Source organism: Arthrobacter sp. P1_A5 (assembly GCF_056406825.1).
This window is the reverse complement of sequence record NZ_JBFTZL010000002.1, coordinates 92,794-119,146: the sequence shown is the minus strand read 5'-3', so window position 1 is coordinate 119,146 and position 26,353 is coordinate 92,794. Positions and strand designations below refer to the sequence as shown.

Genomic DNA, 26,353 nt, shown 5'->3' with positions numbered 1-26,353 from the left:
CGGGCGATGGTGGCCGCGTCTTACTGGAGCGTCAGTGGCGAGCGTCCTGACCGATCGAGCCGGAGCAAGCGAACTTGTACCGACTAGTGATGGGCTCCCGGCATGATCACTCTCCGCAAGCACGTATTTCCCTCGCTCCTCGCCCTGGTCCTGCTCTCGACGTCGGCCTGTACCTCCGGGGTCGCGGCTGACATCCCGTCGGCCGGCATTCCGTCCGGTGGCACACCATCCGGCACACCCTCGGGTGGCGCCACGGGCAAATCAGGCGGCGGCACGAGCCAATCCGCCGCACCCGCCGAGTCTGCCAGTCCGAGTGCTGCGGTTCCGCAGCTGACCCCGGCGAGCACGGTGGATGCGCGTGCGGTGCTGGCGGCGTTCAAGTCCCGGGACATGGTGGGGCACCTGCAGGCGCTGCAGCGGGTGGCGGATGCCAACGGCGGGAACCGGGCCTCGGGGACCTCGGGGTATGAGGAGTCGGCCCGCTACGTCGAGGAACAGCTGCGCGCGGCCGGGTACTCGCCGGTGCGGCAGAGCTTCACGTTCAAAGAGGACGGCCGGCGCGGCAAGACGGTGGAGTCCTTTAACATCCTGGCCGACACCGGGGGCAGTGCCGGGCACACCGTGGTGGTGGGCGCGCATCTGGACTCCGTGCAGGAGGGCCCGGGCATTGATGACAACGGCAGCGGGGTCGCGGCGGTCCTGGAGACCGCGCGGTGGATGAAGGAGGCCGGGATCACGCCGGTTAACCGGGTCCGGTTCGCGTTCTGGGGCGGCGAGGAGGACGGGCTGTACGGGTCCCAGCACTACGTCGACGAACTCAGCCCGGCCGAGATCGGCCAGACCGCGGCGAACCTGAACGTGGACATGGTGGCCTCGCCCAACGGGGTCCGCTCGGTCCATGACGGGGACGGCACGGACTTCGGCCATGCCGGCCCGGCCGGGTCCAAGGCGATAGAGGACGTCTTCTTCCGCTATTTCCAGGAGAACGCGCTGCCGGCCGAGACCACGCCCTTTGACGGCGGCTCGGACTACGACGCCTTCCTCTCGGCCGGCATTCCCGGCGGCGGGCTGTTCACCGGCGATGAGAAGAGGAAGACCCAGGCCCAGGCCCAGGCCTACGGCGGGGTGGCCGGCAAGGACCTCGATCCCTGCTACCACGAGGCGTGCGACACGATCGCCAACACCAACCCGGAACTGCTCACCGAAATGTCCGGCGCCCTGGCCTACGGCACCGTGGCCTACGCGATGGCCAAGACCGGCTAAACACCAGCTTCGCCGCCGGCCCCGGGCCGCCCCGCAGGAAGGTCCCCGGCCCAGCCACCCTCTGACGAGGGGCCGCGCCGGGGACCTGTGCTTGCCAGGGCCGGATTTGTGCCCTAGATTCCGGCCCTGCGCCGCGCCGTGGCTCCTTGGGGCTGCCGCACGTCGGCCGGCGTGAACTGTGCACCGGTGTCCGGGAATCCGGGCACGGCAATGCGCGCGTGGGTGTGGATCTCTTCGACGGAGTCGCGCGTGTGCTGCGCGATCTTCTCCATGGTGGTGACCCACATGCCGTCCATCGACTTGACCCGGTCCATCAGCTGTTCCAGGGCCACGGCCTTGGACGGCCGGCCGGAAATGAAGGGGTGGTTGGTCAGGACGAAGCAGCTCCCGGCAGCGTGGTGGGCTTCGGCCTCCAGCGTCCACATTTCGAGGACCTTGGCCGGGCTTTCGATGACGCCGCTTCCGGTGACGCCCGGGTAGAAGGCATACTGCTCCCAGTCGTCCAGGGCCCAGTCGACGGGGATTTCCAYGAGATCGCGGGGGTCTGCCTCGGCAACGCTGAAACGGTACGGCGCGTCGCCGTCGAGCAGGCTTGAGTCATACAGGAACCCGCGGTCGGCAAGGAGGGCGGGGGAATGCCAGTTGAGCTCCCACCATGGTGCCCGGTAGCCGGTCGGCCGGACGCCGGCGGCCTTGGCCAGGGCATCCAGGCCCCGGTCCAGGTACCCCGCCTCCGTGGCGGCGTCGATGCCTTGCATGGGCTCGTGCAGGTACCCGTGGTGTGCAATCTCGTGGCCGCCGTCGGCTATCCGGCGGACCACGTCCGGGTAGCATTCGGCGGTGAATCCCGGGACGAAGAACGTCGCCTGGATCTGCTGGCGCTCAAGGATCTGCAGGATCCGCGGGACGGCGACCTTGGGCCCGTAGGACTGGTGCGTCATGAGGGACATGCGCCTGGTGCTCTGCGGGTCATGGGCGATGGTGCAGGATTCGGCGTCGACGTCGAAGGTGAAGGACGCCGCGGCACGATTGCCTTCGGGCCAGGTGATGGGATGGGCGGTGTCGGCGAAAGCGGGGAAGTTCACGGGGTTGATCTCCTGCTAGAGGGCGGCGGGCGTGGTTGATGTGACCGGAAGGCCGGTTGCCTCAGGTGAATCTGCGGTCTGTTCGCTGGGGGTGGGGACATCCAGGAACTTCCTGTGGAACCGCGGACCGAGGACGGCGTAAGCCGCGGCGCTGGCCAGTCCCCCGGCGAGCCAGGACAGATCCCACCCGCCCAGGGCGACGGCGATGGGGCCCTGCATGGCCGGCACCAGTCCGTACATGAACAGCCAGGTGGCGAAGATGCCGATGAGCAGTGAAGCGACACCGGCCGGATTCACGCCCGGCAGGCGTTTGGTGCCAACGGCGTCAAAGAGCCGGGACGGGTCGCCGGGCCAGCGCTTCTCGATCCAGAAGTAATGGACCAGCATGACTCCGCCCCAGGCAGCCACCCAGGCGACCAGCCCAATCAGCCAGGCGTCCAGCACGGAGGCGAAATCCTCCTGGAAGATGAAGAAGATCACGGCCGCGAGGGAGAAGACGCCGACGAACAGGTTCAACTTGCGCCGGCTGATGGAGATGTCCAGGGCCTGCGTGGCGACGGAAAAGGTGTAGATGTTCAAGATGTTGGTCGCGATCGGGCCGTGCAGCACCATGAGCAGCACAGGAAGGGCCAGCGCGCCGAAGTTCTGGACGATGAGTTTGCCGGGATCAATTTCACCCGTGTTGGTCGCCAGGCTGGCCCCCAGGATGCCCAGCCAGACGACCGGGATGAACTGGCCCAGCACCGACGCGAGGTAAACCTTGCGCTTGGGCACCGAAGTGCTGACAAAGCGGGAGTAATCCGCAGCGTAGGTGAACCAGGTGATGCCCCAGCCGATGCCGATGGCCGTCATGACCGCGCTCATCGCGGCGATGCGTTCCGAGCCTTCCAGGATGTGGCCCGCCGGGCCGGCGTAGGTCCAGTTGATCTTCATGCCGAACCAGGCCACTGCCGACATCACGGTCAAGATGATGATGGTGGGCGGCACGGTCCACTTCTCGAAGGCGGCGATGGCTTTATAGCCGAACCAGGCGATGGCTACCTGTACAGCCATGATGAAGGTGGCGATGCCAATCTTCCAGGCGTAGTTCTTGGCCTCCGGGTCAACCCAGCCGAGCGTTCCGAACAGCGCCATGACCAGATCCAGGATGATCCAGGTGTTGACCGCACACCAGCCGATCACCAGGAGAGCCTGGATGCCGGCGGGCAGGTAGTTGCCGCGCCGGCCGAAGGCGGCGCGGGCCAGCACCATGCCGGTCGCTCCGGTCTTTTGGCCCAGCAGGACGAAGCAGCCGAAGAGCAGCATCCCGATCAGGTTTCCGAGGACAAGAACCGTGACGGTGTCCGCGAATCCCAGGCCAAGCTGGATGCCGAGCGCTCCGAGCACCCAGTTGATCGGGGCGAGATTGGCGCCGGCCCAGATCCAGAACTGGCCGGAGACCTTGCGGGTCCGTTGTGATTCGGGGATGGGCTGGAGCCACGCTTCGTGGTCTACGCTCGCTTCCGGCGCGGTGCCGGCAGGGGCCGCTGGGGATTTTTGACGCATGTGGAGCCTCCGAGGATGTGTGGGATTCCTCAAGATTATGTGTCGTGGGCCACATGCGACTATATACAATGTGTCTAAATATACCCAGAGCAACGCGACGGAGTGTAATGTCCATCCTTCTTCAAGACGTCCTGAACCATCCGGCCATGGCGGCCGCCGACCCCATTGTCCGCGCCGCGGCCAGGGCCGCCGCCCGGGCGCAGCTGCGGTGGATCCACTCCAGTGAAATCATTGATATCGCGCCCCTGCTGGCCGGCGGGGAACTTCTGCTGACGGGCGGAGAAGCCCTGGCCCTCGCCTCGGAGGAGCGGCAGGTCAACTACATCCGCCAACTGGCGGAGCGGGGCGTTGCCGCCGTAGCTATCGAAACCGGGTCCGCCCTGCCGTCCCTGCCGTCCTCAATGGTGGCGGCCGCCGAAGCAGCCGGCCTTCCGCTGATCGAACTTCGCGGGGTGGTGCCGTTCGTCGGAGTCACGCAGGCCATTAATTCGATGCTGGTCAGTGACTCGGTGTCCCAATTGCGGCGGGCCGATGAGGCCAGTCACGCGATGGCTGTCGAACTGGCGCACGGCGGCGGCCTGGACCGGATCCTCGCCGTGCTGGCCGGCATCATCAATGCCGAGGTGACGCTGACGTCCATAGCCGGCGCGACCCTGGCCAGCGCAAGCCCGGGGCGGGCCGAGGCCGCCGACCCCGATGCCTCCACCGGTGGGCCGCAGGAGCAGGCACGCCTGATTCACATCGACGTGCCGATCCGCGGCATCCTTGCGGCTCAGCTGTTGCTGCGGGTCCCTGCGGACGAGGACCAGAACCTGGCCCGGACGGCCGGAAATCGTTCTGTCGACATCCTGGCCCTGGCGTTGCTGCAGCGAATGTCCCCCGGGCTCAAGGAAGTCGCCGGGGCGGCCCTGCTTCGCGCGATTGATTCCGGCAGCCAGGCCTGGCGGCTCCAGCAATTGGCTTCCGCGGCCGGGATTCCGCCGGGTGCCACAATCGTGGCCATCATGGTCCGCTCCGGCATGCTCCAACACCTCCGCGCTTCTGTGGAGCAGCTCTTGGCCCGGCGGGCGCAGCCCAGCGCAACCTATGTCGATAATGCCGAGCTGCTGGCGGTGGTGGTCCTCCCGGGCGATAGTCCGCTGGACAGCAGGGACGCACTTCTGGCTGGCCTGCGGGCGCTACCGGCCCCATCAGACACGCTGGTTGCCGTCGGCCCGGTGGCCGTCGGGATTTCGGAAGCCCCCTGGTCCTTGTCGGAGGCCAGGCYGACCCTGGAATTGGCGGGCGCGCTGGGGCAACCACATACGGGAACCCAAGGTCCGCACAGTCCCGTGATCGATTGCGAGGCATTCGCCGTCGAACGCCTTGCCGTGGGAAGCCTGGACCCTGGCCAACGGCGCAACTTCGTGCGCCAGCAGCTGGGGGCTCTCTTGGATTATGATGCGCAACGCAATTCCCGGCTGCTTGGCACCCTGGCCGTGTGGCTGGATTCCGGCTGCAACACGGCCCAGGCGGCGAGGGAACTGCACGTGGAGCGGCAATCGATGCATCAACGGCTGCAGCGGATCTTCGAGCTGTGCGGCGGCGACCCCCGGCGGACGGGCCGGCTCGCAGCGTTGCATTTGGCCGCGCGGCTGGCCCGGCTCAGCTGACGTGCGCTCGGCGCCTTAGTCCGGGCGCGGGCCGCGCTAGCCGTTGCTGGACGCGCGCCCGCCCAGCCGGCTGGTGATTTTGTCGGCCGCAGCGGCGCACGCTTCGCCCAGGCTCTGCAGAGCCTCGCGTGAGACGCGGAACCGGGGCGCCGAGATCAGGACCGCCGCCACGATGTCGCCGCGGTGGTCGTGGACGGGAGCGGCGACGCCCACTTCATCGATGGAGGATTCGCCGTAGTTGATGGCCCAGCCCCGGGCCGTCACGTCCTTGAGCTTGATCTGGTAGCCATCCAGGCCCGCATCATCGAGTCCCGGGTAGCTGATCGCCCCGCTGCGCAGGAGCACACGGACGCGTTCGACGGGCGCTGCGGCCAGGAAGACCTGCACGGAGGCGCTCATGGCGTCGGTGTACCGGGCTCCCAGCGGGGTGGTGTGCTTGATCTGGTGGTGGCTGGCGATCTGCTCCACGCACATTGACTCTGCGCCGTTCCACACCATGAGGGCGCTGGTTTCGCCGGTCTGTTCGGTAAGTTCACGCAGGACGGGATACGCCACCCGCCGTTCTTCCAGTTCGGCCAGCAACGGCCCGGCGACGGCGATCAGTCCCAGCCCCAGCCGGAAGCGGCGGGTTTCCGGATCGCGTTCCACCAGGTGTTCCTGTTCGAACGTGGCCAGGATCCGGGAAACCGTGCTCTTGTGCAGGCCCACCCGGTTGGCGATCTCGGTGACTCCGAGCAACGGTTCGTCCGCCGTGAAGGTTCGCAGCACGGCGATGGCGTTGACGATGACGGAGGTGCCCTTGGTGTCGCCGTTTCCGGTGGTCCCGGGAGATTCTGCTGGGGTCATGGTGTCTACCATCATTCCGCATGAGGGCCCAAAAGCGGCGCCACGGTGGACGTGGCGCCGCTTCTGGGTCCTGCCTTCAGGGGGTCTGGGCGCCTCAGGCTCCGATGATGTTGTATTCGGGGCCGAACGGGAACTTCGTGATGTTCTCGGCTCCGTCTTCGCCGACCACCAGGATGTCGTGCTCACGGTAGCCGCCGGCGCCGGGCTGGCCGTCCAGGACGGTGATCATGGGTTCCATGGAGACCACCATGCCGGGCTCGAGCACGGTGTCGATGTCCTCGCGGAGTTCCAGTCCGGCTTCGCGGCCGTAGTAGTGGCTCAGGACGCCGAAGGAGTGTCCGTAGCCGAACGTCCGGTTGGCGAGAAGTCCGTGGCTGACGTAGATCTCGTTCAGCTCGGCGGCGATGTCCTTGCAGACAGCTCCGGGCTTGATGAGCTCGAGGCCGCGCTTGTGGACCTCGACGTTGATGTTCCACAGCTCAAGGGAGCGGGCGTCGGGTTCGCCGAAGAACAGGGTGCGCTCCAGCGCGGTGTAGTAGCCGGAGGTCATGGGGAAGCAGTTCAGGGACAGGATGTCGTGTTCCTGGATCTTGCGCGTGGTGGCCCAGTTGTGGGCGCCGTCGGTGTTGATGCCGGACTGGAACCACACCCAGGTGTCACGGATTTCCGAGTCCGGGAACGTCCGCGCGATTTCGTGGACCATGGCTTCGGTGCCGATCAGGGCGACCTCATATTCGGTGATGCCGGCGGTGATGGCGTTGCGGATGGCTTCGCCGCCCAGGTCACCGATGCGGGCCCCGTGCTTGATCACCTCGATCTCTTCGGCCGACTTGATCATCCGTTGGCGCATCGCCGCCTGGGCGACGTCCACCAGGGTGGCTCCCGCGAAGGCCGCCTGGATCTTGTTGCGGTTATCCAGCGGGAGCGAATCGTCTTCGACGCCGAGCCGGCGGGGGTTGATGCCGCGGGTGCGCAGCGCCTCCTGGATGGCGAAGATGTAGTTGTCCCGGCGCCAGTCCGTGTACACCACGTTGTCGCCATAGCTGCGCCGCCACGGCATGCCGGCGTCGATGTTGGCCGTGACGGTCACGGTGTCGTCCTTGGTGACCACCATGGCGTAGGACCGGCCGAAGTAGGTAAAGAGGAAGTCGGAGTAGTACTTAATGGAGTGGTAGCTGGTCAGGACGACGGCGTCCAGGTCCTTATCGGCCATGATGCGGCGCAGTCCGCCGAGCCGGCGCTCAAATTCGGCGTTGGAAAAGGTCAGCTCTTCCTTCTGCCCGTTGTGCAGGACTTTCAGTCGCTCCAGTTCGGCGATGGACGAAGCGTTGTTGGACGTTGCGATGGTCATGATGGTGGTGCCTTTCTGCGGTTTGATTTCTTAGGAGGGAAAATGTGGGCGTCGGCCGGGACTACTCGTGGCGCAGCGGTTCTTTACTGGTTTCCCGGGAGAGCGCTACGGCGATCAGGGAGATGACCGCGGCGCCGGCGAGGTACCAGGCAGGAGCCAGGGCATTGGCCGTCGCGGCGATCAGGAGGGTCGCCATGAACGGCGCGGTGCCGCCGAAGAGCGCGTTGGAGAGATTGAAACTGACGGCGAAGCCGCTGTAGCGGACGCGGGTGGGGAACATTTCCGCCAGGAAGCTCGGAAGCGTGCCGTCATTGAGCGTGAGCATGGCGCCCAGCAGGATCTGGACCAGGACGATCACCAGGAAGTTCCCGGTGCCCAGCAGGGCGAAGGCCGGCACGGTCAGCACGATGAAGCTCAAGGAGGCGGCAATGAGGACCTTTTTGCGGCCGTAGCGGTCCGAGAGCATTCCGGTCAGGAAGATGAACCCGATGTACGTCACGAGTGCGATGGTGGTGGCCAGGAAAGATTCGGCAGCGCCGAGTCCCAGTTCCGAGGACAGGTAGGTCGGCATGTAACTGAGGATCACGTAGAACCCGACGGCGTTGAGCAGCACTGCTCCGACGGCCTTCAGCAGCAACCGCCAGTGGTTCCGGAAGAGGCTGGATACCGGGGCCTTGATGGCATGATCCTCCTCTGCCAGTTCGCGGAACACCGGGGTGTCTTCGAGCTTGGTGCGGATGTAGCGTCCGATCAGGCCCATCGGGGCGGCGAGCAGGAACGGCAGGCGCCACCCCCAGCTCTGCATCGCCTCGGCGGTGAGCAGGATGGTCAAAAGGCCCGCGAGCAGGGAGCCCAGCAGCAGGCCCGCGGCCGTGCTGGCCGGAACCACCGCTGCGTAGAGGCCGCGCTTGTTGGCCGGGGCATACTCCACCAGGAAGGCGGACGCGCCGGCGTATTCGCCCGAGGCGGAGAAGCCCTGGACGACGCGCACCACCAGGAGAAGGATCGGCGCCCAGATGCCGATGGAGTTGTACCCCGGGATGAGGGCGATGCAGAAGGTCGCTCCGGACATGATCAGGATTGACAGGGAAAGCGCGGTCCGGCGCCCCACCCGGTCACCGATGTGGCCCCAAACAAAGCCGCCGAGCGGCCGCACCAGGAACGAGATGGCGAAGAGGGCGAAAGTCAGCAGAAGCGCGGTCTGGGGATTGGACTCGGGGAAGAAGACCGCGGCGATGGTTGCGGCCAGGTAGCCGTAGACGGCGTAGTCGAACCATTCGACGAAGTTTCCGATGAAACTTGCGGCGACCACCCGCCGTCGGGTTTCCTTGCTGACTGCGGGATCGTGCCCGCCTGGGGCCGCCCGGCCGCTCATCGTGGCCTGTCCGGAGGAAGTACTGCCATGCCCGCTATTGGACTCTGGGCTGCTCGACCCCGCAAGTGTCGACGGGGAGAAATTTTCGTTACTCATGTGTCCACCAAAGAGTTTTAGGAGTTGCAATCAGTGCAACGCTGTTGCACCAGATTAGGCGTGACGCATGACACAGTCAATGCTTTTTGTGATTTCTCTTACGCGGATCAATCTGGACGAGGCACCAAGACAGCGCCGCGGGCACCAGTCGGACCGCACAACAATAGTTGCAATGAACGAAACGGTGTTGCATAAGTTGAGCGATGTGTCCGTCAACTTGGGGAAAGCTTGAGCCGGGCGGCGCCGCGGTTCCGCCCAGTCCGGCGCGGTGGCACACTAAGTGGACTATCGAGTGACTGGGGGGATCCACGTCAGGAGATCGTCATGGGCATTCTGGTACGTACGCGCACTTCAGGCCGCCGGTCGGCGGTCGAGCCATGATGGCCGGGTGGGCCTATCTCATGGCCGCAATCATGACCGTTGATTCGCTCCTGCTGGGGCTGCTCCTGATGAACGTGAAGTGGCCGAAGCGCTGGAAGAAAAACGGCTGAAGTTCCGGAACTCTAATCCACTGCGGCGGCGACTCGGGCGCCCGTCGTGGTCGAAGTCGCCGGTCACGTGCGGGCTCGCCGGAAGCTTAAGGCGAGCCCGCACGCTTCCGGCGACCTCGGCGGGAGGGTCCCCCGTCCGGACCTAGAGGACCTTGCGGATGGTCTCCTCGAAGCTGGTGACGTGGTGCAGGGCGAGTTCGCCGGCCCTGTCCGCGTCGCCGTCGGCCACCGCCTTGAGCAGCTCCACGTGCTCGGTGATGTGGCCGCTGACCGAGGGGACCTTGTCCAGGACCAGGCACCAGATGCGCGTGGCCAGGTTGTCGTAGCGGATCAGCGTATCCTCCAGGTGCGGGTTGGCCGCGGCCCGGTAGATCAGGCGGTGCACTGTCAGGTCGTAGCGCATCAGCTCCCGGGACTCTGCAGGGCTCGGGGCCAGTTCTGCAATGGTCTTGGCGACATCCAGCAGCTCGCGTCGCATGGCGGCGTTGGCCCGCGTTGCCGCCCGCCGCGCCGCCAGGGGTTCCAGCAGTTCCCGGATTTCCGAGACGTCGGCCAGTTCCGTGAAGTCCACGGTGGTGGCAAAGGTTCCCCTTCGCGGGTAGGAAACCACCAGGTGGTCCACTTCCAGCCGCTTGATCGCCTCGCGCACGGGAGTGCGGCCGAACCCGAGCTCGGCGGCGAGCTGCCCGTCATTGATGGGTTCGCCCGGCCGGATTTCGAGCATGATCAGCTTGTCGCGCAACTGCCTGTACGCGGCCTCCGCCTGGGAGATGGCTTCGTCCTCTGCGGGCGGCAGGACGGTGAGTGCATTCACAGCTCGGCTCCGTTTCTGGATTTCAACGTTTCTGGATTTCAACCGGAAGCCTGGTTCCACTTGGCTTCCAGCTATTGACTCTGGTGTGATCTCAATCATACCATTGTTCTCACACTGATATATCAGTCATAGCAATAGTGGTATTTCAAAGGAGCAACCGTGGTTGAGCAGTTGAACGAGCGACTTTCCGTAGTCGATCCCGAGGTCGAAGAGGCCGTGGCGCACGAACTGAAGCGCCAGCAGTCCACCCTGGAAATGATTGCGTCCGAGAACTTCGCCCCCGCCGGGGTCATGGAGGCACAGGGTTCGGTGCTGACCAACAAGTACGCCGAGGGCTACCCGGGCAAGCGCTACTACGGCGGCTGCGAGCACGTCGACGTGATCGAACAGCTCGCGATCGACCGGGTCAAGGCCCTGTTCGGCGCCGAGTACGCCAACGTCCAGCCGCACTCCGGCGCGCAGGCCAACGCCGCCGCCATGTTTGCCCTCCTGGAACCGGGCGACACCATCATGGGACTGGCCCTGGCCCACGGCGGCCACCTCACCCACGGGATGAAGATCAACTTCTCCGGCAAGCTCTACAACGTGGTCCCGTACCACGTGAGCGAGCACAACCACCTGGTGGACATGGCCGAAGTGGAGGCCCTGGCCCTTGAACACCGGCCCAAGATGATCGTGGCCGGCTGGTCCGCCTACTCCCGGCAGCTGGACTTCGCCGAGTTCCGGCGCATCGCCGATCTCGTGGGCGCCTACCTCATGGTGGACATGGCACACTTCGCCGGCCTCGTGGCCGCCGGGCTTCACCCGAACCCGGTCCCCTACGCCGACGTCGTCACCACCACCACGCACAAGACCCTCGGCGGACCGCGCGGCGGCGTGATCCTGGCCAAGGAGGAGTACGCACGCAAGATCAACAGCGCTGTGTTCCCCGGCCAGCAGGGCGGCCCGCTGGAACACGTGATCGCGGCCAAGGCCGTGGCCTTCAAGATCGCGGCGTCACCGGAGTTCAAGGAACGCCAGGAGCGCACGCTCGAAGGCGCCGGGATCCTCGCGTCCCGGCTCCTGAAGGACGACGTCGCGGCGGCCGGGATCTCCGTGGTCAACGGCGGCACCGATGTGCACCTGGTCCTGGTGGACCTGCGGGACTCGGAACTGGACGGGCAGCAGGCCGAAGACCGGCTCCACCGGATCGGCATCACCGTCAACCGCAACGCCGTCCCCTTCGATCCCCGCCCGCCCATGGTGTCCTCCGGGCTGCGGATCGGCACCCCCGCCCTGGCCACCCGCGGCTTCGGTGCCGCGGAGTTCACCGAGGTGGCGGACATCATCGCCTCCGCCCTCATCTCGCAGGCGCCCGGGGACGAACTCAGCGACCAAACCGCCGCTGAACTGCGTGGACGCGTCAGCGCCCTCGCGGACCGGTTCCCCCTTTACCCGCATCTCGGCACCGGCACGCCGGCGACCGGGCTTGAGGCAGAACTGATTGGAGCAGCACAATGACCACCGAACACCTGCCGGAGCACCCGGACTTCCTCTGGCGCAACCCGGACCCCAAGAAGAGCTACGACGCCGTGATTGTGGGCGGCGGCGGACATGGACTGGCGACGGCGTATTACCTGGCCAAGAACCACGGGATGACCAACATCGCCATCCTGGAAAAAGGCTGGCTGGCCGGCGGGAACATGGCCCGGAACACCACCATCATCCGCTCCAACTACCTCTGGGACGAGAGTGCGGCGATCTACGAGCACGCCCTGAAACTCTGGGAGATCCTGCCCGAAGAACTCGAATACGACTTCCTGTTCAGCCAGCGCGGGGTCATGAACCTGGCCCACACCCTGGGCGACGTCCGCGAAAGCGTCCGCCGCGTCGGGGCCAACAAACTCAACGGCGTCGACGCCGAGTGGCTGGACCCGCAGCAGGTCAAGGAACTCTGCCCCATCCTGAACATCAACGACAACATCCGCTACCCGGTCATGGGCGCCACCTACCAGCCGCGCGCCGGCATCGCCAAGCACGACCACGTCGCCTGGGCGTTCGCCCGCAAATGCGACGAGCTCGGCGTGGACATCATCCAGAACTGCGAGGTCACCGGCTTCATCAAGGACGGCAACCGCGTCACCGGGGTCAAGACCACCCGCGGCACCATCAACACCGAAAAGGTCGGACTCTGCGCCGCCGGGCACAGCTCGGTGCTTGCCGAAATGGCCGGATTCCGGCTCCCCATCCAGTCCCACCCCCTCCAGGCACTCGTGTCCGAGCTCCACGAGCCCGTCCACCCCACCGTCGTCATGTCCAACCACGTCCACGTCTACGTCTCCCAGGCGCACAAGGGCGAACTGGTCATGGGCGCCGGCGTGGACTCCTACAACGGCTACGGCCAGCGCGGATCCTTCCACGTGATCGAGCACCAGATGGCAGCCGCCGTCGAACTCTTCCCGATCTTCGCCCGGGCCCACGTGCTCCGGACCTGGGGCGGGATCGTTGACACCACCCTGGATGCCTCCCCGATCGTAGGCACCACCCCGGTGGAAAACATGTTCGTCAACTGCGGCTGGGGCACCGGCGGATTCAAGGGCACACCGGCGGCCGGGCTGACGTTCGCCCACACGATCGCCACCGGAGAACCGCACAAACTCAACAAGCCCTTTGCACTCGAGCGCTTCGAAACCGGCGCCCTGATCGACGAACACGGCGCCGCCGCCGTGGCCCACTAGAAAGAGGTAAGGACATGCTCCTGATTCCCTGCCCCAACTGCGGTCCCCGCGACGAGACCGAATTCCACTACGGCGGACAGGCCCACGTGGCCTACCCCGAAAACCCGGCAGAGCTCACGGACCGCGAATGGGCCGAGTACCTGTTCTACCGCGACAACACCAAGGGTGCCTTCGCCGAACGCTGGCTGCACAGCACCGGCTGCCGGCAATGGTTCAACATGCTCCGCGACACCGTCACCTACGACATCCAGGCCGTCTACCCGATGGGTCAGCTCCGGCCCGCCACAGGCCCCACAGCCCCCACCGTCACCAGCCCCGTCTCCCCGGAAGGAGCAGTCAAATGACCGCTCAGCCGCAGCCCGCGCGTCTTAGCACCGGCGGACGCATCGACCGCAGCGTCACGTGGCGCTTCACCCTGGACGGCCGTGAATACACTGGCCACCCCGGCGACACCCTCGCCTCCGCCCTGCTGGCCAACGGCCGGCTCCGCGCGGGTGACTCCCTGTATGAGAGCCGGCCCCGCGGCATCATGTCCGCCGGCGTCGAGGAATCCAACGCCCTGGTCAAGGTCGCGGCCCGGTTCCCGGGCCACGTGGCCGAATCCATGCTCCCCGCCACCACGGTGTCCCTGGTGGACGGCCTCAGCGCCGAAGTGCTCAGCGGGCTGGGCAAGCTGGACCCGGCCGAGGACCACGCCGAATACGACAAGAAGTATGTCCACACCGACGTCCTGGTGGTCGGTGGCGGCCCGGCAGGCCTGGCCGCGGCCCGCGAGGCCGTCCGCTCCGGCGCCCGGGTCATCCTTATCGACGACCAGCCCGAACTGGGCGGCTCGCTGTTGTCCGGCTCCACGGATCCGGCCCTCGTCGAGAGCATCGAAGGGCAGCCCGCCCTGGAATGGGTGGCCAATGTTGAAGCCGAACTGATCTCCGCGGCCGAATGCACGGTGCTGAACCGCACCAGCGCCTTCGGCTCCTACGACTCCAACTACGTCATTGCGGCCCAGAACCGGACCGACCACCTCCTGACCCCGGCCGCCCCCGGTGTTTCCCGCCAGCGGATCTGGCACATCCGGGCCGCCCAGGTCATCCTGGCCCCGGGCGCCCACGAACGCCCGCTGGTCTTCGAAAACAACGACCGCCCCGGCATCATGCTCGCGTCCGCAGTCCGCACCTACCTCAACCGCTACGCCGTCGCCGCAGGTTCCCGGGTGGTCATCAGCACCACGAACGACAGCGCCTACGCCCTGGCCGCCGACCTCCGCGCCGCGGGCATCCGGGTCGAAGCCGTCGTAGACGCCCGTGCACAGCTAAGCGAAACCGCTTCCGCAGCTGCGGCCGCGGGAACGCGGGTGCTGATCGGCAGCGCCGTCGCCAACACCACCGCTGCTGACTCCGGCGACGGCCGGCTCCTCGGCGTCACCGTCCGGAGCATCAACGACGCCGGCGAACTCACCTCGGGCATCGAACACCTCGCCTGCGACCTGCTGGCCGTCTCCGGCGGCTGGTCACCGGTGGTGCACCTGCACTCCCAGCGCCAGGGCAGGCTCCGCTGGGACGAAGACCTCGCCGCCTTCGTCCCCAACAGCGTGGTCCCCAACCAGCAGGTGGCCGGATCCGGACGCGGCAGCTTCGACCTCGACGACTGCGTGGCCGAAGGCATCTCCGCCGGGGCCGCGGCGGTCATCGCCGCGGGCTTCGAGTCCGCCGTCGAACCGTCAGTACTTGGCGAGCCGAAGGCCGCCGCCCCCACCCGCCAGCTCTGGCTGGTACCCGGGCAGGACGGCGGCCCGGATGACTGGCACCACCACTTCGTGGATTTCCAGCGCGACCAGTCCGTGGCCGATGTCCTCCGCTCCACCGGTGCCGGCATGCGGTCCGTGGAGCACATCAAGCGCTACACCTCGATCAGCACCGCGAACGACCAGGGCAAGACCTCCGGGGTGAACGCGATCGGCGTCATCGCCGCCGCGCTCCGGACAGCCGGCGAAGCGTCCCGTGGGATCGGCGACATTGGCACCACCACCTACCGTGCTCCCTTCACCCCCGTGGCGTTTGCCGCCCTGGCCGGACGCCAGCGTGGCGAACTCTTCGACGCCGCCCGCCTCACTTCCATCCACCCCTGGCATGTCGCCCAGGGAGCCCTCTTCGAAGACGTCGGGCAGTGGAAGCGGCCGTGGTACTACCCGCAGGACGGCGAGGACATGGACGCCGCGGTGCTCCGTGAATGCGCCGCCGTCCGGGAATCCGTGGGGTTCATGGACGCCACCACCCTGGGCAAGATCGAGATCCGCGGCAAGGACGCCGGCGAGTTCCTGAACCGCATCTACACCAACGCGTTCAAGAAGCTGGCTCCGGGTTCGGCCCGCTACGGCGTCATGTGCACCCCGGACGGGATGATCTTCGACGATGGCGTCACCCTGCGCCTGGACGAGGACCGCTTCTTCATGACCACCACCACCGGCGGCGCGGCCAAGGTGCTGGACTGGCTGGAGGAATGGCTGCAGACCGAATGGCCGGAACTGGATGTGCACTGCACCTCCGTCACGGAGCAGTGGTCCACGATCGCCGTCGTCGGTCCGAAATCCCGCGCCGTTCTCGCCAAAGTGGCTCCGGAACTGGCAGCCGACGGCGGCCTGGACGCCGAGGCCTTCCCGTTCATGACATTCCGGGAGACCACCCTGGCCTCCGGTGTCCAGGCCCGGGTCTGCCGGATCTCGTTCTCCGGCGAACTGGCCTACGAAATCAACATCCCGTCCTGGTACGGGCTGAGCACCTGGGAAGCCGTGGCGGCGGCCGGCGCGGAGTTCAACATCACCCCGTACGGCACCGAGACCATGCACGTGCTGCGCGCGGAGAAGGGGTACCCGATCGTCGGCCAGGACACTGACGGGACCGTGACACCGCAGGACGCCGGCATGGAATGGGTCGTGTCCAAGGTCAAGGACTTCATCGGCAAACGCTCCTACACCCGCAAGGACGCCGGCCGCACCGACCGGAAACACCTGGTCAGCGTCCTCCCCGTGGACGGCACCATCCGGCTCCCCGAAGGCACCCAACTGGTGGAACAGGGCATCACCGTCAACCCCGCCTACGGCCCCGTGCCCATGCAGGGATTCGTGACCTCGAGCTACCACAGTGCGGCGCTGGGCAGGTCGTTTGCCCTGGCCCTGATCAAGAACGGCCGCAACCGCATTGGCGAGACCCTGGTGGCCGCCGCCGGCGACCAACTCGTGGACGTAATCGTCGCAGAAACCGTACTATTTGACTCTGAAGGGGCCCGCAAAGATGGCTGACACTGCAGCACTCGAAAATTCCAAGAAGATCCAGACCCTCAGGAAGAGTCCGGCGTCGCTCCTGAGAACGGCTTTTGAAGCGGGATCCGTTGCGGGCACCGTGGAGCTGCGCGAGGTGCCGTTCCTGACCATGGCAGGGCTCCGGGTCGATCCTGCCGGCGACGCAGGGCAGCGGCTGGGCGCCCTCACAGGTGGCCTGCCCTCCGCTTCCGGGGAAGTCCGCGGCAGCGGCGACACCGCAGTGCTGTGGCTGGGCCCGGCAGAATTCCTGCTCGTGGCCCCCGCCGAATCCCACGAAAGCCTGGGCGGTGAGCTCCCCCGGACGCTCATCGCAGCACTGGGTGACGGCCAGGGCCAGGTGGTCGATCTCTCCGCCAACCGCACCACGCTCGAGCTCTCCGGACCCCGGGCCAGTGCCGTGCTGGAGAAGGGCTGCGCCCTGGACCTGCACCCCCGCGTCTTCCAGCCCGGAACGGCCCTGTCCACGGAAATCGGCGGCATCCCCGTCGTTCTGTGGAAGACCGGGGACGAGACCTACCGGATCTTCCCGCGGGCATCCTTCGCGGAGTTCCTCGGCCGCTGGCTCCTCGACGCCATGCGCGAATATGCCTCCACCGAGGTCCCCTGATGGCGCTCAGCGTCCTCGACCTGTTTTCTGTTGGCATCGGGCCGTCCTCCTCCCACACGGTCGGCCCGATGCGGGCGGCCAAGCGGTTCGCCGACGGGCTCAAGAGCGACGGGCAACTGAGTTCCACGGCGAGGGTGCAGGCCGAGCTGTTCGGTTCCCTCGGCGCCACCGGCCGGGGCCACGGTTCGGACAAGGCTGTCGTCCTGGGCCTCCAGGGCCAGGACCCCGAGACAGTGGACACCGCTACGGCGGATGACCAGGTGGCAGCCGCTGCCCTGGATGCGGAACTGCAGCTCGCCGGCCATCACCGGGTGGATTTCAACTGGGATGAGGACGTGGTCCTGCACCGCCGCAAGTCGCTGCCCGCCCATCCGAACGGCATGACCTTCCGGGCCCTTGACCGCGCCGGCGACGTCCTCAGCGAACGGAGCTTCTATTCGATTGGGGGCGGCTTTGTCGTCGATGGCAATGCACAAGGCGCCGACCACGTGGTGGCCGACGACACGGTGCTGCCCTACCCGTTCACAACAGCTGACGGACTCCTCGAAATATGCCATCGAGAGAATAAGTCCGTCTCCGACGTCATGCTGGCCAACGAACTCGTCTGGCGCACCGAAGCCGACCTCCGGGAGAAGCTCTTGGCCCTGTGGGCGGTCATGCGCCAGTGCGTGGAAAACGGCTGCGCTGCCGAGGGAATCCTGCCCGGTGGGCTGAACGTCAAACGGCGCGCCCCGTCGTTGTTTCGGACGCTGGCAGCATCCGCCGTCAGCGCCGAGGCGGACGCCCGGAACCCATCGCCGGTCCAGGTCCCTGCCGACCCGCTGCTCGCCATGGAATGGGTAAACCTCTTCGCGCTGGCCGTCAACGAGGAAAACGCCGCGGGGGGCCGGATCGTCACGGCGCCCACCAACGGTGCCGCGGGCATTGTGCCGGCCGTGCTGCACTATTACGTCAAGTTCGTCCCCGGCGCCAACGACGACGGCGTGGTGCGCTTCCTGCTGGCCGCGGCCGCCGTCGGGATACTGTTCAAGATCAATGCCTCCATCTCCGGGGCAGAGGTCGGCTGCCAGGGTGAAGTCGGATCGGCGTGCTCCATGGCGGCGGCGGGGCTCTGCGAAGTGCTGGGCGGCACCCCGGAACAGGTGGAAAACGCTGCCGAAGTCGGGATCGAACACAACCTCGGTCTGACCTGCGACCCCGTCGGCGGGCTGGTGCAGATCCCCTGCATCGAACGCAACGCCATTGCCAGCGTCAAAGCCATCAACGCCGCCCGCCTGTGCCTGCACGGGGACGGCAGCCATAAAGTCTCGCTGGACAAGGCCATTAAGACCATGCGCGAAACAGGAGCAGACATGAAAACCAAGTACAAGGAAACCTCCCGCGGAGGCCTCGCCGTGAATGTCGTGGAGTGCTGACCATGGCCGAGAACCAGAGCACCGAAACCGTGGAGCACATCCTGACCCTGGACTGCCCGGAAACGCGCGGGATCGTCCACGCCGTTTCCGGCTTCCTGCTGGACCAGGGCTGCGACATCCTGGAAAGCAAACAGTTCGACTCACAACTGGACGGCCATTTCTTCATGCGGCTCCACTTCGCCTCGACCGGGGACCAAACAACCCTGGACACGCTTCGGGAAGCCTTCGTTCCGGTCGCCGACAAATTCGGCATGCGCTGGGACCTGCGGCGGCACGGCAGCAAACGGCGGGTCCTGATCATGGTCTCGAAGTTCGAGCACTGCCTCAACGATCTGCTGTACCGGGCCCGCACCGGTGAACTGCCCATCGAGATCGTCGGCGTCGTCTCGAACCATCCCGATCACCGGCGGACCGTCGAATGGCACGGAATCCCGTTCTTCCATGTGCCCATCACCCCGGACACCAAGCCCGCGGCCGAGCAGCGGCTCCTGGAACTGATCGACCGGATGGACGTTGAACTGGTGGTCCTGGCCCGCTACATGCAGGTCCTCAGCGACAACCTCACCCGCCAGCTGGATGGCCGCGCCATCAACATCCACCACTCCTTCCTGCCCAGCTTCAAGGGCGCGAAGCCCTACCACCAGGCGCACGCCCGGGGCGTGAAGACGGTCGGCGCCACAGCCCACTATGTCAACGCCGAACTGGACGAGGGGCCGATCATCGCCCAGCAGGTGGTGGAAGTAGACCACACCTTCGGGCCCGAGGACCTCGTGGCCGCCGGACGCGACACCGAGTGCAAGGCGCTCTCCAACGCCGTCCGCTGGCACTGCGAGGGACGCGTCATCCTCCAGGGCAACAGGACGGTCGTGCTGCGCTAGGTTTGGCAGCATGATCCTGCCCCTCGAGGACCGCGAAGCCGCCGCCCCTGCCTACATCCTGCGGGGTGCCCTCATCACGGACGGCGACTGCACACCGGGCTGCGTGGTGGCGGTGAACGGCGGCCTGATCGCCTACGCGGGACCCGGCGACGGCTTTGACGCCGCACATTTCCCGGGTGCGGAGGAGCTCCCGCTGCCGCCCGGCAGCTCCCTGCTTCCCGGGCTTGTCGACCTCCATTGCCACGGCGCCGCGGGCGGCGGATTCCCGGCCGGCAACGACCGGGCCTGCCGGGCCGCCGTGGACTTCCTGCACCGCAACGGGACCACCAGCCTCCTGGCCAGCCTCGTCACGGCCCCGGAAGATGAGCTGGTGGGGTCGCTCGGCGTACTCAAGGTCCTGGCGGCCGAGGGACTGATCGCCGGCGTGCACTGCGAGGGACCCTTCCTCTCCGCCGCCCGCTCCGGCGCGCAGGACCCGCACTGGCTCCGCGCCCCCGACCCTGCGCTGCTCCGGCGGCTGGTGGCGGCGGCCGGCGGAGCCCTGCGGACCATGACGTACGCCCCCGAACTGCCCGGCGCGGGTGAGCTCCTCCGGATCCTCACTGACCACGGGGTGATCCCCTCGCTGGGCCATACCGATGCCGCTGCCCCCGTGGCCGCGGCCTCACTGGCGGAGGCCGCGGACCTCATCCGCGGGGGCGCGGCTTCCGGGGCCTTCGGGCCGCGCGCCCGGCCCACGGTGACCCATCTGTTCAACGGCATGCCTCCCCTGCACCACAGGAGTCCCGGACCGGCGGCCGCGTGCCTGCGGCTGGCGGCCGCCGGCACGGTCGTCGTCGAGCTCGTCGGCGACGGCGTCCACCTCGACCCGGAGACGGTCCGGATGGTCTTTGACCTGGTCGGAGCCGGGGGCATCGCGCTGGTGACGGACTCCATGGCGGCGACCGGGCTGCCCGACGGCGACTACGAACTCGGCCCCGCGGATGTGGTGGTGCACGACGGCGTGGCCACCCTGCGGAGCAACGGCGCCCTTGCCGGGGGAACGGCGACCCTGTTGGAGGTTGTCCGCGCCACCATCGCGGCGGGAGTGAGTCCGGCCGACGCCGTAGCGGCGGCCACCCTGGTCCCGGCCCGTGTCCTGGGCCTGGAGGCCGAGATCGGCGCCCTCCGGGCGGGAATGCGCGCGGATATCATCGCCGTCGACCCGGGTTTCGACCTCGTGGCCGTGCTGCGCGGCGGACGGATCCTGCCGGACCATCGACGTGCCGAGCGTTAGCCCCTGAACCCGCGGGGCCCAYGGCGGCGCGGAAGTTTCGAGCCCCTCGTTTTGTTGTTCTGAGTGTGGGCAAACATTACTTCCGGAAAGGAGCCCGCCATGATCCGCATCGCTATCGTGCTCGGGAGCACCCGGCCCGGTCGCCTCGGAAAGGCCGTCGCCGACTGGGTAAGTGCCCGGGCATCAGAACGCGGCGATGCCACCTTTGACGTCCTCGACGTCGCCGATTTTGATCTTCCGCTGCTGGACGAGCCGCTGCCACCCTCCCTCGGCCGGTACAGCCAGCCCTACACCAAGGCCTGGTCCGAAGCTGTCGACGGATTCGACGGCTACATCTTCGTCACGGGCGAGTACAACCATTCGATTCCCGGCGCACTGAAAAACGCTGTGGACTACCTCTACAAGGAGTGGAACAACAAGGCGGCCGGGTTTGTCAGCTACGGAAGCAGCGGCGGCATCCGCGCCGTCGAACACTTCCGCGGAGTGTCCGCGGAGCTGCAGATGGCCGACGTCCGGGCCCAGGTGGCGCTGCCCCTGGCCACGGAATTCGCGAATTACCGCACTTTCATCCCGACGGCGGCCGCGGAAAAGAGCCTGCAGATCCTGTTTGACCAGGTGATCGCGTGGTCCGGCGCGCTGAAGGTCCTCCGGCCAGGCCATGCCCACGGAACAGAAGACGCCAGCGCGGCGTGACCGCTGCCCAGGCTGAGCCCGGATTGCCGTCCCGGCGCATGCCGGTGTCCGCCTACGCCGGAGTCCCCGTCCTGCGCCGCCGCCGACGGACGGGGGGCGTGTCTCCGCCGTGTGGCGCCRCGGCATAGGGACTGGGCTGGGGCACGTTCTGGCCCGGAACGGAATCGGGCACCAGGACGTGGACCGTGCCGCCGGATGATTCCCGCGCGGCTCCGCCTGCGACGCTGCGCAGGTAGTCAAGGGCGCCTTCTTCGCTGAACCCGTACTCCCGCACCAGCGTCCGCAGCGCCAGCCCGGCCAGTGCCCGGGAGAGCTGCGCCGAGGAGAGGTCTGCGCCGCCGCCGGACCTCAGCGCCAACTCCTGGACCAATCGCAGTGCACGGGAGATGTAGCGGGCCAGCCGAGCCGCTGCGATGATGTCTGCGCTGGTGAAGACGTGCGGCCACGCGGCGTACAGGTTCACGGCGGCATGGAAGACCGCTTGTGGTGCCAGTGGAACGGATACGAGGGACCGGACCCCGAAGGCTGCGGCGGCGCTGGCGTATCCGGGCCAGCGCCGCTCCAGGGAAGTGTCGCCCACGAACACATATTCGCCGGTTCGGACCGCCGTGCGGGCGGGCCCGTCGTCGAAGGAACGCTGCGCCTCGTCGGCGGCCCGTGCCGGTGCGCTGCCCGCGGTCAGCGTGAGTGCCTCCGCGGACCCGACCAGTGTCACTGCCCAGCTGATCCCACGGCCGGGACCACCGATGTCGTCGACAAACTCACTCACGGCTTCGCTGAGGAAGGCACCGACATCCGGGTCGTTGAAGTGCAGCTCCCAGAAGGAGGCATAACGATCCTGCCGGCCGTCTCTTGCAATTCCTTGGGTCATGTTCCACGCTCGAGATCAAAGCACGCAGCTCACTGCTGAACCGATGAAAACAGCATACGTCCGGGCGGACACCGCCGCGCCTCCCATTTGTCAGAGCCAGGGCCTCTGTCGCATTGGTATGGTTCCGGGCTGTCCCGGCGACCTGTTTCGATGAACTGTTCCTCAGCTGTTCCGGCAGCTGTTCCGCTGAGCTGTTCCCGTGACAGCGGGAAATCCGCTTCAGCGCCGCGGCGGCCCAGGGAGGCATTCAACATCCGCCCTGGACCGCCCGCCCCGGCTTCAACACCAGTCGCGGAGGACCCGTCCCGCCGTGGCACAACCATTAATACCCGCGTTCCGCCGGTCCCAAAAGGGCCTTTGGGCCCGTGCGGGTCGGCAGGGCACTACCGCCCATTTCACCCCCGGCGGATGAGGTCCGCACCCGCGTCCGGGCAGACGATGGATATGCCCTTCGATGCCCCACTGCTCGGGGGCGATCCCAGCTGGGAGAGGAGCCCTCAAATGTCAAGACCGCACGCAATCACCGTGGGATCCATCGCGCTTGCGACCGCCTTCGTACTGCTCACCGGATGCAGCCCCACGAGTCCGCCGGCTGCCACCCCAAGCCCCACCGCGGCCATCTCGAGCCCGCCTGCGAGCGTGTCGGAAATCTGCGCTGCTGCCGATGCCCATGCCGCGGCCCTGGCGAATTTCAAGGCCACGCTCAAGCCGGACGCCACAATCGAGCAGGTGCGCGCGGCCCAAGACCAAGTCTCCAAGACCTATGAAGAGCTGGCCAAGGCAAGCGAGAACCTCGCCCAGCAACGGGCGGAGGCGGTGATGGCCGCCGAAGCCAAGTTCAATGCCGCCGTCGCCGCGGTGCCTGACAACGCCACGTTGACTCAAGCAGCTGATTCCCTCCGGGACGAAGCCTCCAACGTCGAGGCCGCGATCCGGGACCTCAGGACCGAGGTCAAGTGCTGACGGTCCCGTGCGGACCGCCGTGGGCGCGTAGTTGTTCCGGATCCCTCTCGACCACGGACCCTGCAGGCCGGTAGAGTTCCCGAATCTGTTCCGGACACTTCTAGGAGGCCACCGTGCTTAGAGGAATCAGCAGGATGACGGGTGCTGTGGCAGGGCTGGTGCTTTCGCTCGGCATGATCGCACCGTCCGTGACGGCAGTGGCCGCGGCGGGCTACGACTTTGATTCTGCCTCCAGCCTGCAGGTGGTGGTCAACAAGCACCGGCAGCTGAACCCGGCCGCTTATGTACCGGGGCAGCTGGTCAGGGTCCAAGCGGAACGGTTGCGGGCGCCGGCCGCGGACGCCTACAAGCAGTTTGCCAAAGCCGCCAAGGCGGCCGGCGTGAACGTCATGCCGATCAGCGGCTACCGTTCGTTCAGCGAGCAGGCCAGCCTCTATGACAGCTACGTGCGCCAGTACGGACAGGCGACGGCGGACACCCTTGCTGCCCGGCCCGGCTACAGCGAACACCAGACCGGCCTGTCGATGGACATCGGCAATGCCAGCGGAACCTGCGCCCTGCAAGCCTGCTTCGCCAATACCCCGGCAGGGCGGTGGGCGGCCGAGCACGGCTGGGAGTACGGATTCATCATCCGATATCCGGCCGGGGCCGAGGCCACTACCGGCTACACCTACGAGCCATGGCATCTGCGCTATGTGGGAAAGGTTATCGCCGAGGATATGCAAAGCACCGGGATTGCCACCCTTGAGAAGTACTTCGGTCTGGAAGCGGCGCCCGATTATCTCCAATAGAGGGTTCTCTTTCCCGTCGCGGCCGATTGGGCGCCAAGGACAGCTCGCCCACGCAGGACCCCCCGGAGACGGGGTTAGGGTTGGGCGGAATCAAAGAAAGCGGTCATCCGAAAGGCCGCCGGCGGCTTCGCGTGCCTTGCCCTGGATGAACTCCCTGTCCTCGTCGCTAAGCACGGCTTCGCCATGGGTGTCGATGTCGGCGTTTTCGCCCGTTTCCTTGTTGAAAATTGCCGTCAGGGTGCGGGGCAGCACCATGCATCCAGGGTTGTCCATCAGCCACTGCTGGGTGGTCGGATCGAGCCGGTTCCATTGTTCCTTGATGTGCATGTTAGTCACTGCTGCCTCTCAGGCATCGGTTCAACGACAAACCTGTCGGGCTTTTGCTGACAGGGGAATACGTGCGATGCCATCGGGCTGACTGGATATTGACCGCCGATGCTGACAACCCTACGTGTTCCAGGTTCGAATGAACCGTCCGTCAACATGACAAAACTAAAAACTCGTAGCCTCGTTCCCATGGAACGAGGCCCAGGCCTCTTGCCGGTAGCGATGGAGCGGGATTTCATCTCATCGACGTGGATCTCTGTGATCCTCCAAACGGGTGCTGGTCAGTGTGTGGCGGCCAGCTGCCTGGAGCTGAAGGACTTCAGCGTCAGCGTGCCCCCCGCCGTGACGGCCTTGATGTTCGGCGTCCCCGCGGTGGGGAAGACCAGTGACGTCATGGTCTTTTCTCCGCCGTTGATGAAAACCTCCACCGAGCTGTAGTCGACGAAAATCGACAGCTCCACTTTCCCGTCTCGCGCTGGGCTGACTGCCCGCCGCGATGCCCGGTAGTCCGGACTGAGTTCGGCCTTGCCGGTGGCGGCAGCGTCGGACTCCCGGGAGATGAATGCTGACTCGGTGGCGAAGTCGTATCCGACGGTGGCGAACGTTCCGCCGTCGCTTTCGAGTTCGATCCTGGCAACGGAACCGTCGTCCTGCGCTGTCCGCTCAAGAGTCACATCGAGCCGGTACGCCCCGCCTTCCGGGACCGGCAGTTGTCCTGCGCCATCCGGTGTCAGTCGACGTTCCCCGGTGGTTGCCGCCGGGCCTTCAAGGGCCTTCATGGCGGTCGTGGGGCTCGACACCAGCGTTGGCTTTCCGGCGATTGTCTCCAGTCGTATGTCCCTCACTATGGAGTCGGCTCCGCCGTGCCAGTCCTGAGTGGGCAACTGCCGGGCGTATTGCCAGTTGTTCATCCACCCGATGGCGTGCCGCGAGGACATCCGCTGGCTTTCGGTGAGCCTGGGATCATCCCACGTCACGGCGGCGTAGAAGTCGGAGCCGGCGTCGAGCCACTGGTGCGGCCCGTCAGACGGGGTGAATCGGGTTCCGTCCCATTCGCCAGTCCAGTAGGCGACGCCCGTGGTGAAGCCCTCTTCGCTCCCGTTGGCGCTGGCGGCAAGGACCCAGGTCCGTTTGGCTGGATCACCGTCGAGATCCAGCTGGAAGAGGTCCGGGCATTCCAGGACGCCCAGACCTTTGCGTTCGATGCCCGAGGCGTAGTGCCAATTCTTCAGGTCCGGCGAGGTATACATGCCGATTTTGCTGCCTTCGGCCAGGGCCATCACCCATTGGCCGTGGGCTTCATCGCGGATGATCTTAGGGTCCCGCCAGTCCGGTTCGCCAGGATTTTCCATGACCGGATTCTCCGCATAGGCGGTGAATGAGTATCCGTGGTCGGTGGAGTAGAACAAGGATTGGCGCTGGATGCCCTGGTCCTGCTGCGTCATGACCGCGATGACGGCTCCCTTGCCGAAGCCGGCCGAATTGTCGTGGTCCACCACGGCGCTTCCGGTCTCGATGTCGCCCAGCCCGTTTTTGTACTTGGTGATCGCCACTCCCTCCTCCTTCCAGTGCACCAGGTCCGTGCTGGTTAGGTGGTACCACTCGGTGCCGTTCTCCTTCGGGTACCCGGCGTTGTAGAGGTAGTAGTAGTGCCACACGCCGTCGAGCAGGATGGGACGCTGCGGATCATTCATCCAGTTCTTCCCGGGCGTTATGTGATAGCTCGGCCGGAACTCGGATGCCCCCTCGGGCCGGTCGAAGGCTGACTGCGCCTGCCCGGCGTGGCTCTGGGAGCCCGGGCGGGATCCCGGCGATGGGACCAGCGCCACTGCGATCAGAACGGCCGCGGCCGCGGCGGCCACTATCCAGATCGTCCAATGGTTTTTCATGATTCAACATTCCTGATCTTGGTGGAAGCCATCCCGCCCATCTATGGCCCGTCGGCCTGGGGCCTGCAGTGGGACGGAAGCACCCGGGATTC

22 protein-coding genes are annotated in these 26,353 nt (G+C 66.5%); 13 read left to right on the top strand and 9 right to left on the bottom strand.

The window, feature by feature from the left end; all coding sequences use genetic code 11:
• Positions 1-102: 102 nt before the first annotated feature.
• Positions 103-1,263 (top strand): M20/M25/M40 family metallo-hydrolase, encoded by a 1,161-nt coding sequence (locus AC1D1S_RS01450; RefSeq protein WP_243178256.1) that lies wholly within the window; start codon positions 103-105, stop codon positions 1,261-1,263.
• 113 nt (positions 1,264-1,376) lie between these two features.
• Here AC1D1S_RS01450 and AC1D1S_RS01445 read toward each other — a convergent pair whose 3' ends face one another.
• A complete protein-coding gene (locus AC1D1S_RS01445; protein ID WP_476993556.1) occupies positions 1,377-2,348 on the bottom strand; it encodes a polysaccharide deacetylase family protein in 972 nt (323 codons plus the stop codon).
• Between the two features lie 15 nt (positions 2,349-2,363).
• Complete coding sequence (locus tag AC1D1S_RS01440; RefSeq protein WP_476947525.1) at positions 2,364-3,893, bottom strand: purine-cytosine permease family protein; 1,530 nt, start codon at positions 3,891-3,893, stop codon at positions 2,364-2,366.
• Positions 3,894-4,000: 107 nt separating this feature from the next.
• Here AC1D1S_RS01440 and AC1D1S_RS01435 point away from each other — a divergent pair, with 107 nt between their 5' ends.
• Positions 4,001-5,545 carry a PucR family transcriptional regulator gene (locus AC1D1S_RS01435; RefSeq protein WP_476993555.1) on the top strand — a complete coding sequence of 515 codons (1,545 nt, stop codon included), beginning with the start codon at positions 4,001-4,003 and terminating at the stop codon, positions 5,543-5,545.
• A gap of 36 nt (positions 5,546-5,581) precedes the next feature.
• Here the strand turns inward: AC1D1S_RS01435 and AC1D1S_RS01430 are convergent, their stop codons facing one another.
• From AC1D1S_RS01430 to AC1D1S_RS01415, 4 genes are all read right to left on the bottom strand, one after another.
• The gene (locus AC1D1S_RS01430; protein WP_243178252.1) at positions 5,582-6,391 is read right to left on the bottom strand and encodes an IclR family transcriptional regulator; all 810 of its coding nucleotides are present in this window, start codon (positions 6,389-6,391) and stop codon (positions 5,582-5,584) included.
• A gap of 94 nt (positions 6,392-6,485) precedes the next feature.
• Positions 6,486-7,742, bottom strand: coding sequence for an aminopeptidase P family protein (locus AC1D1S_RS01425; protein WP_243178251.1), 1,257 nt, complete (start codon positions 7,740-7,742; stop codon positions 6,486-6,488).
• A 61-nt stretch (positions 7,743-7,803) separates the two neighbouring features.
• Positions 7,804-9,117, bottom strand: a complete 1,314-nt coding sequence (locus AC1D1S_RS01420; protein ID WP_476993565.1) for an MFS transporter — start codon at positions 9,115-9,117, stop codon at positions 7,804-7,806.
• Between the two features lie 729 nt (positions 9,118-9,846).
• Positions 9,847-10,518, bottom strand: a complete 672-nt coding sequence (locus AC1D1S_RS01415) for a GntR family transcriptional regulator (RefSeq protein WP_476873351.1) — start codon at positions 10,516-10,518, stop codon at positions 9,847-9,849.
• Positions 10,519-10,677: 159 nt separating this feature from the next.
• Between AC1D1S_RS01415 and glyA the strand changes: the two genes are divergently transcribed.
• From glyA to AC1D1S_RS01370, 9 genes are all read left to right on the top strand, one after another.
• Positions 10,678-12,018, top strand: a complete 1,341-nt coding sequence (gene glyA / locus AC1D1S_RS01410; RefSeq protein WP_308197223.1) for a serine hydroxymethyltransferase — start codon at positions 10,678-10,680, stop codon at positions 12,016-12,018.
• Positions 12,015-13,235 (top strand): sarcosine oxidase subunit beta family protein, encoded by a 1,221-nt coding sequence (locus AC1D1S_RS01405; protein WP_243178249.1) that lies wholly within the window; start codon positions 12,015-12,017, stop codon positions 13,233-13,235. The genes glyA and AC1D1S_RS01405 overlap by 4 nt, the downstream gene beginning before the upstream one ends.
• A 14-nt stretch (positions 13,236-13,249) precedes the next feature.
• The gene (locus tag AC1D1S_RS01400; protein ID WP_028278136.1) at positions 13,250-13,579 is read left to right on the top strand and encodes a sarcosine oxidase subunit delta; all 330 of its coding nucleotides are present in this window, start codon (positions 13,250-13,252) and stop codon (positions 13,577-13,579) included.
• Complete coding sequence (locus AC1D1S_RS01395; RefSeq protein ID WP_476993554.1) at positions 13,576-16,530, top strand: 2Fe-2S iron-sulfur cluster-binding protein; 2,955 nt, start codon at positions 13,576-13,578, stop codon at positions 16,528-16,530. Before AC1D1S_RS01400 ends, AC1D1S_RS01395 begins: the two co-directional genes overlap by 4 nt.
• Positions 16,523-17,158, top strand: coding sequence for a sarcosine oxidase subunit gamma (locus AC1D1S_RS01390; protein ID WP_243178247.1), 636 nt, complete (start codon positions 16,523-16,525; stop codon positions 17,156-17,158). The genes AC1D1S_RS01395 and AC1D1S_RS01390 overlap by 8 nt, the downstream gene beginning before the upstream one ends.
• Positions 17,158-18,573, top strand: a complete 1,416-nt coding sequence (locus AC1D1S_RS01385) for an L-serine ammonia-lyase (protein ID WP_476945497.1) — start codon at positions 17,158-17,160, stop codon at positions 18,571-18,573. Before AC1D1S_RS01390 ends, AC1D1S_RS01385 begins: the two co-directional genes overlap by 1 nt.
• 2 nt (positions 18,574-18,575) lie before the next feature.
• Entirely contained in the window at positions 18,576-19,451 is an 876-nt protein-coding gene (gene purU, locus AC1D1S_RS01380; RefSeq protein WP_243178245.1) for a formyltetrahydrofolate deformylase, read from the top strand.
• Positions 19,452-19,461: 10 nt separating this feature from the next.
• Positions 19,462-20,727, top strand: a complete 1,266-nt coding sequence (locus AC1D1S_RS01375) for an N-acetylglucosamine-6-phosphate deacetylase (protein ID WP_476942738.1) — start codon at positions 19,462-19,464, stop codon at positions 20,725-20,727.
• 99 nt (positions 20,728-20,826) lie between these two features.
• Positions 20,827-21,420 (top strand): NADPH-dependent FMN reductase, encoded by a 594-nt coding sequence (locus AC1D1S_RS01370; RefSeq protein WP_243178243.1) that lies wholly within the window; start codon positions 20,827-20,829, stop codon positions 21,418-21,420.
• A gap of 52 nt (positions 21,421-21,472) precedes the next feature.
• Here AC1D1S_RS01370 and AC1D1S_RS01365 read toward each other — a convergent pair whose 3' ends face one another.
• Entirely contained in the window at positions 21,473-22,291 is an 819-nt protein-coding gene (locus AC1D1S_RS01365) for a GAF domain-containing protein (protein ID WP_476993553.1), read from the bottom strand.
• 501 nt (positions 22,292-22,792) lie between these two features.
• Between AC1D1S_RS01365 and AC1D1S_RS01360 the strand changes: the two genes are divergently transcribed.
• Together AC1D1S_RS01360 and AC1D1S_RS01355 are read left to right on the top strand one after the other, a co-directional pair.
• A complete protein-coding gene (locus AC1D1S_RS01360; RefSeq protein ID WP_243178241.1) occupies positions 22,793-23,254 on the top strand; it encodes a tektin family protein in 462 nt (153 codons plus the stop codon).
• Positions 23,255-23,388: 134 nt separating this feature from the next.
• Positions 23,389-24,045: a M15 family metallopeptidase gene (locus tag AC1D1S_RS01355; RefSeq protein WP_243178240.1), complete on the top strand. Its 657-nt coding sequence runs from the start codon at positions 23,389-23,391 to the stop codon at positions 24,043-24,045.
• A gap of 90 nt (positions 24,046-24,135) precedes the next feature.
• Here AC1D1S_RS01355 and AC1D1S_RS01350 read toward each other — a convergent pair whose 3' ends face one another.
• Together AC1D1S_RS01350 and AC1D1S_RS01345 are read right to left on the bottom strand one after the other, a co-directional pair.
• Positions 24,136-24,372: a hypothetical protein gene (locus tag AC1D1S_RS01350; RefSeq protein WP_028278144.1), complete on the bottom strand. Its 237-nt coding sequence runs from the start codon at positions 24,370-24,372 to the stop codon at positions 24,136-24,138.
• 281 nt (positions 24,373-24,653) lie between these two features.
• The gene (locus AC1D1S_RS01345) at positions 24,654-26,261 is read right to left on the bottom strand and encodes a glycoside hydrolase family 32 protein (RefSeq protein WP_476942742.1); all 1,608 of its coding nucleotides are present in this window, start codon (positions 26,259-26,261) and stop codon (positions 24,654-24,656) included.
• Positions 26,262-26,353 lie beyond the last annotated feature (92 nt).

What these genes read in the sequence shown, in the direction of transcription:
- AC1D1S_RS01450 (WP_243178256.1), top strand. Translation starts at nt 103, where the DNA reads ATGATCACTCTCCGCAAGCACGTATTTCCCTCGCTCCTCGCCCTGGTC.
- AC1D1S_RS01440 (WP_476947525.1), bottom strand. Translation starts at nt 3,893, where the DNA reads ATGCGTCAAAAATCCCCAGCGGCCCCTGCCGGCACCGCGCCGGAAGCG.
- AC1D1S_RS01430 (WP_243178252.1), bottom strand. Translation starts at nt 6,391, where the DNA reads ATGACCCCAGCAGAATCTCCCGGGACCACCGGAAACGGCGACACCAAG.
- AC1D1S_RS01425 (WP_243178251.1), bottom strand. Translation starts at nt 7,742, where the DNA reads ATGACCATCGCAACGTCCAACAACGCTTCGTCCATCGCCGAACTGGAG.
- AC1D1S_RS01420 (WP_476993565.1), bottom strand. Translation starts at nt 9,117, where the DNA reads ATGAGCGGCCGGGCGGCCCCAGGCGGGCACGATCCCGCAGTCAGCAAG.
- AC1D1S_RS01405 (WP_243178249.1), top strand. Translation starts at nt 12,015, where the DNA reads ATGACCACCGAACACCTGCCGGAGCACCCGGACTTCCTCTGGCGCAAC.
- AC1D1S_RS01400 (WP_028278136.1), top strand. Translation starts at nt 13,250, where the DNA reads ATGCTCCTGATTCCCTGCCCCAACTGCGGTCCCCGCGACGAGACCGAA.
- AC1D1S_RS01395 (WP_476993554.1), top strand. Translation starts at nt 13,576, where the DNA reads ATGACCGCTCAGCCGCAGCCCGCGCGTCTTAGCACCGGCGGACGCATC.
- AC1D1S_RS01390 (WP_243178247.1), top strand. Translation starts at nt 16,523, where the DNA reads ATGGCTGACACTGCAGCACTCGAAAATTCCAAGAAGATCCAGACCCTC.
- AC1D1S_RS01385 (WP_476945497.1), top strand. Translation starts at nt 17,158, where the DNA reads ATGGCGCTCAGCGTCCTCGACCTGTTTTCTGTTGGCATCGGGCCGTCC.
- purU (WP_243178245.1), top strand. Translation starts at nt 18,576, where the DNA reads ATGGCCGAGAACCAGAGCACCGAAACCGTGGAGCACATCCTGACCCTG.
- AC1D1S_RS01375 (WP_476942738.1), top strand. Translation starts at nt 19,462, where the DNA reads ATGATCCTGCCCCTCGAGGACCGCGAAGCCGCCGCCCCTGCCTACATC.
- AC1D1S_RS01370 (WP_243178243.1), top strand. Translation starts at nt 20,827, where the DNA reads ATGATCCGCATCGCTATCGTGCTCGGGAGCACCCGGCCCGGTCGCCTC.
- AC1D1S_RS01360 (WP_243178241.1), top strand. Translation starts at nt 22,793, where the DNA reads ATGTCAAGACCGCACGCAATCACCGTGGGATCCATCGCGCTTGCGACC.
- AC1D1S_RS01355 (WP_243178240.1), top strand. Translation starts at nt 23,389, where the DNA reads ATGACGGGTGCTGTGGCAGGGCTGGTGCTTTCGCTCGGCATGATCGCA.
- AC1D1S_RS01350 (WP_028278144.1), bottom strand. Translation starts at nt 24,372, where the DNA reads ATGCACATCAAGGAACAATGGAACCGGCTCGATCCGACCACCCAGCAG.
- AC1D1S_RS01345 (WP_476942742.1), bottom strand. Translation starts at nt 26,261, where the DNA reads ATGAAAAACCATTGGACGATCTGGATAGTGGCCGCCGCGGCCGCGGCC.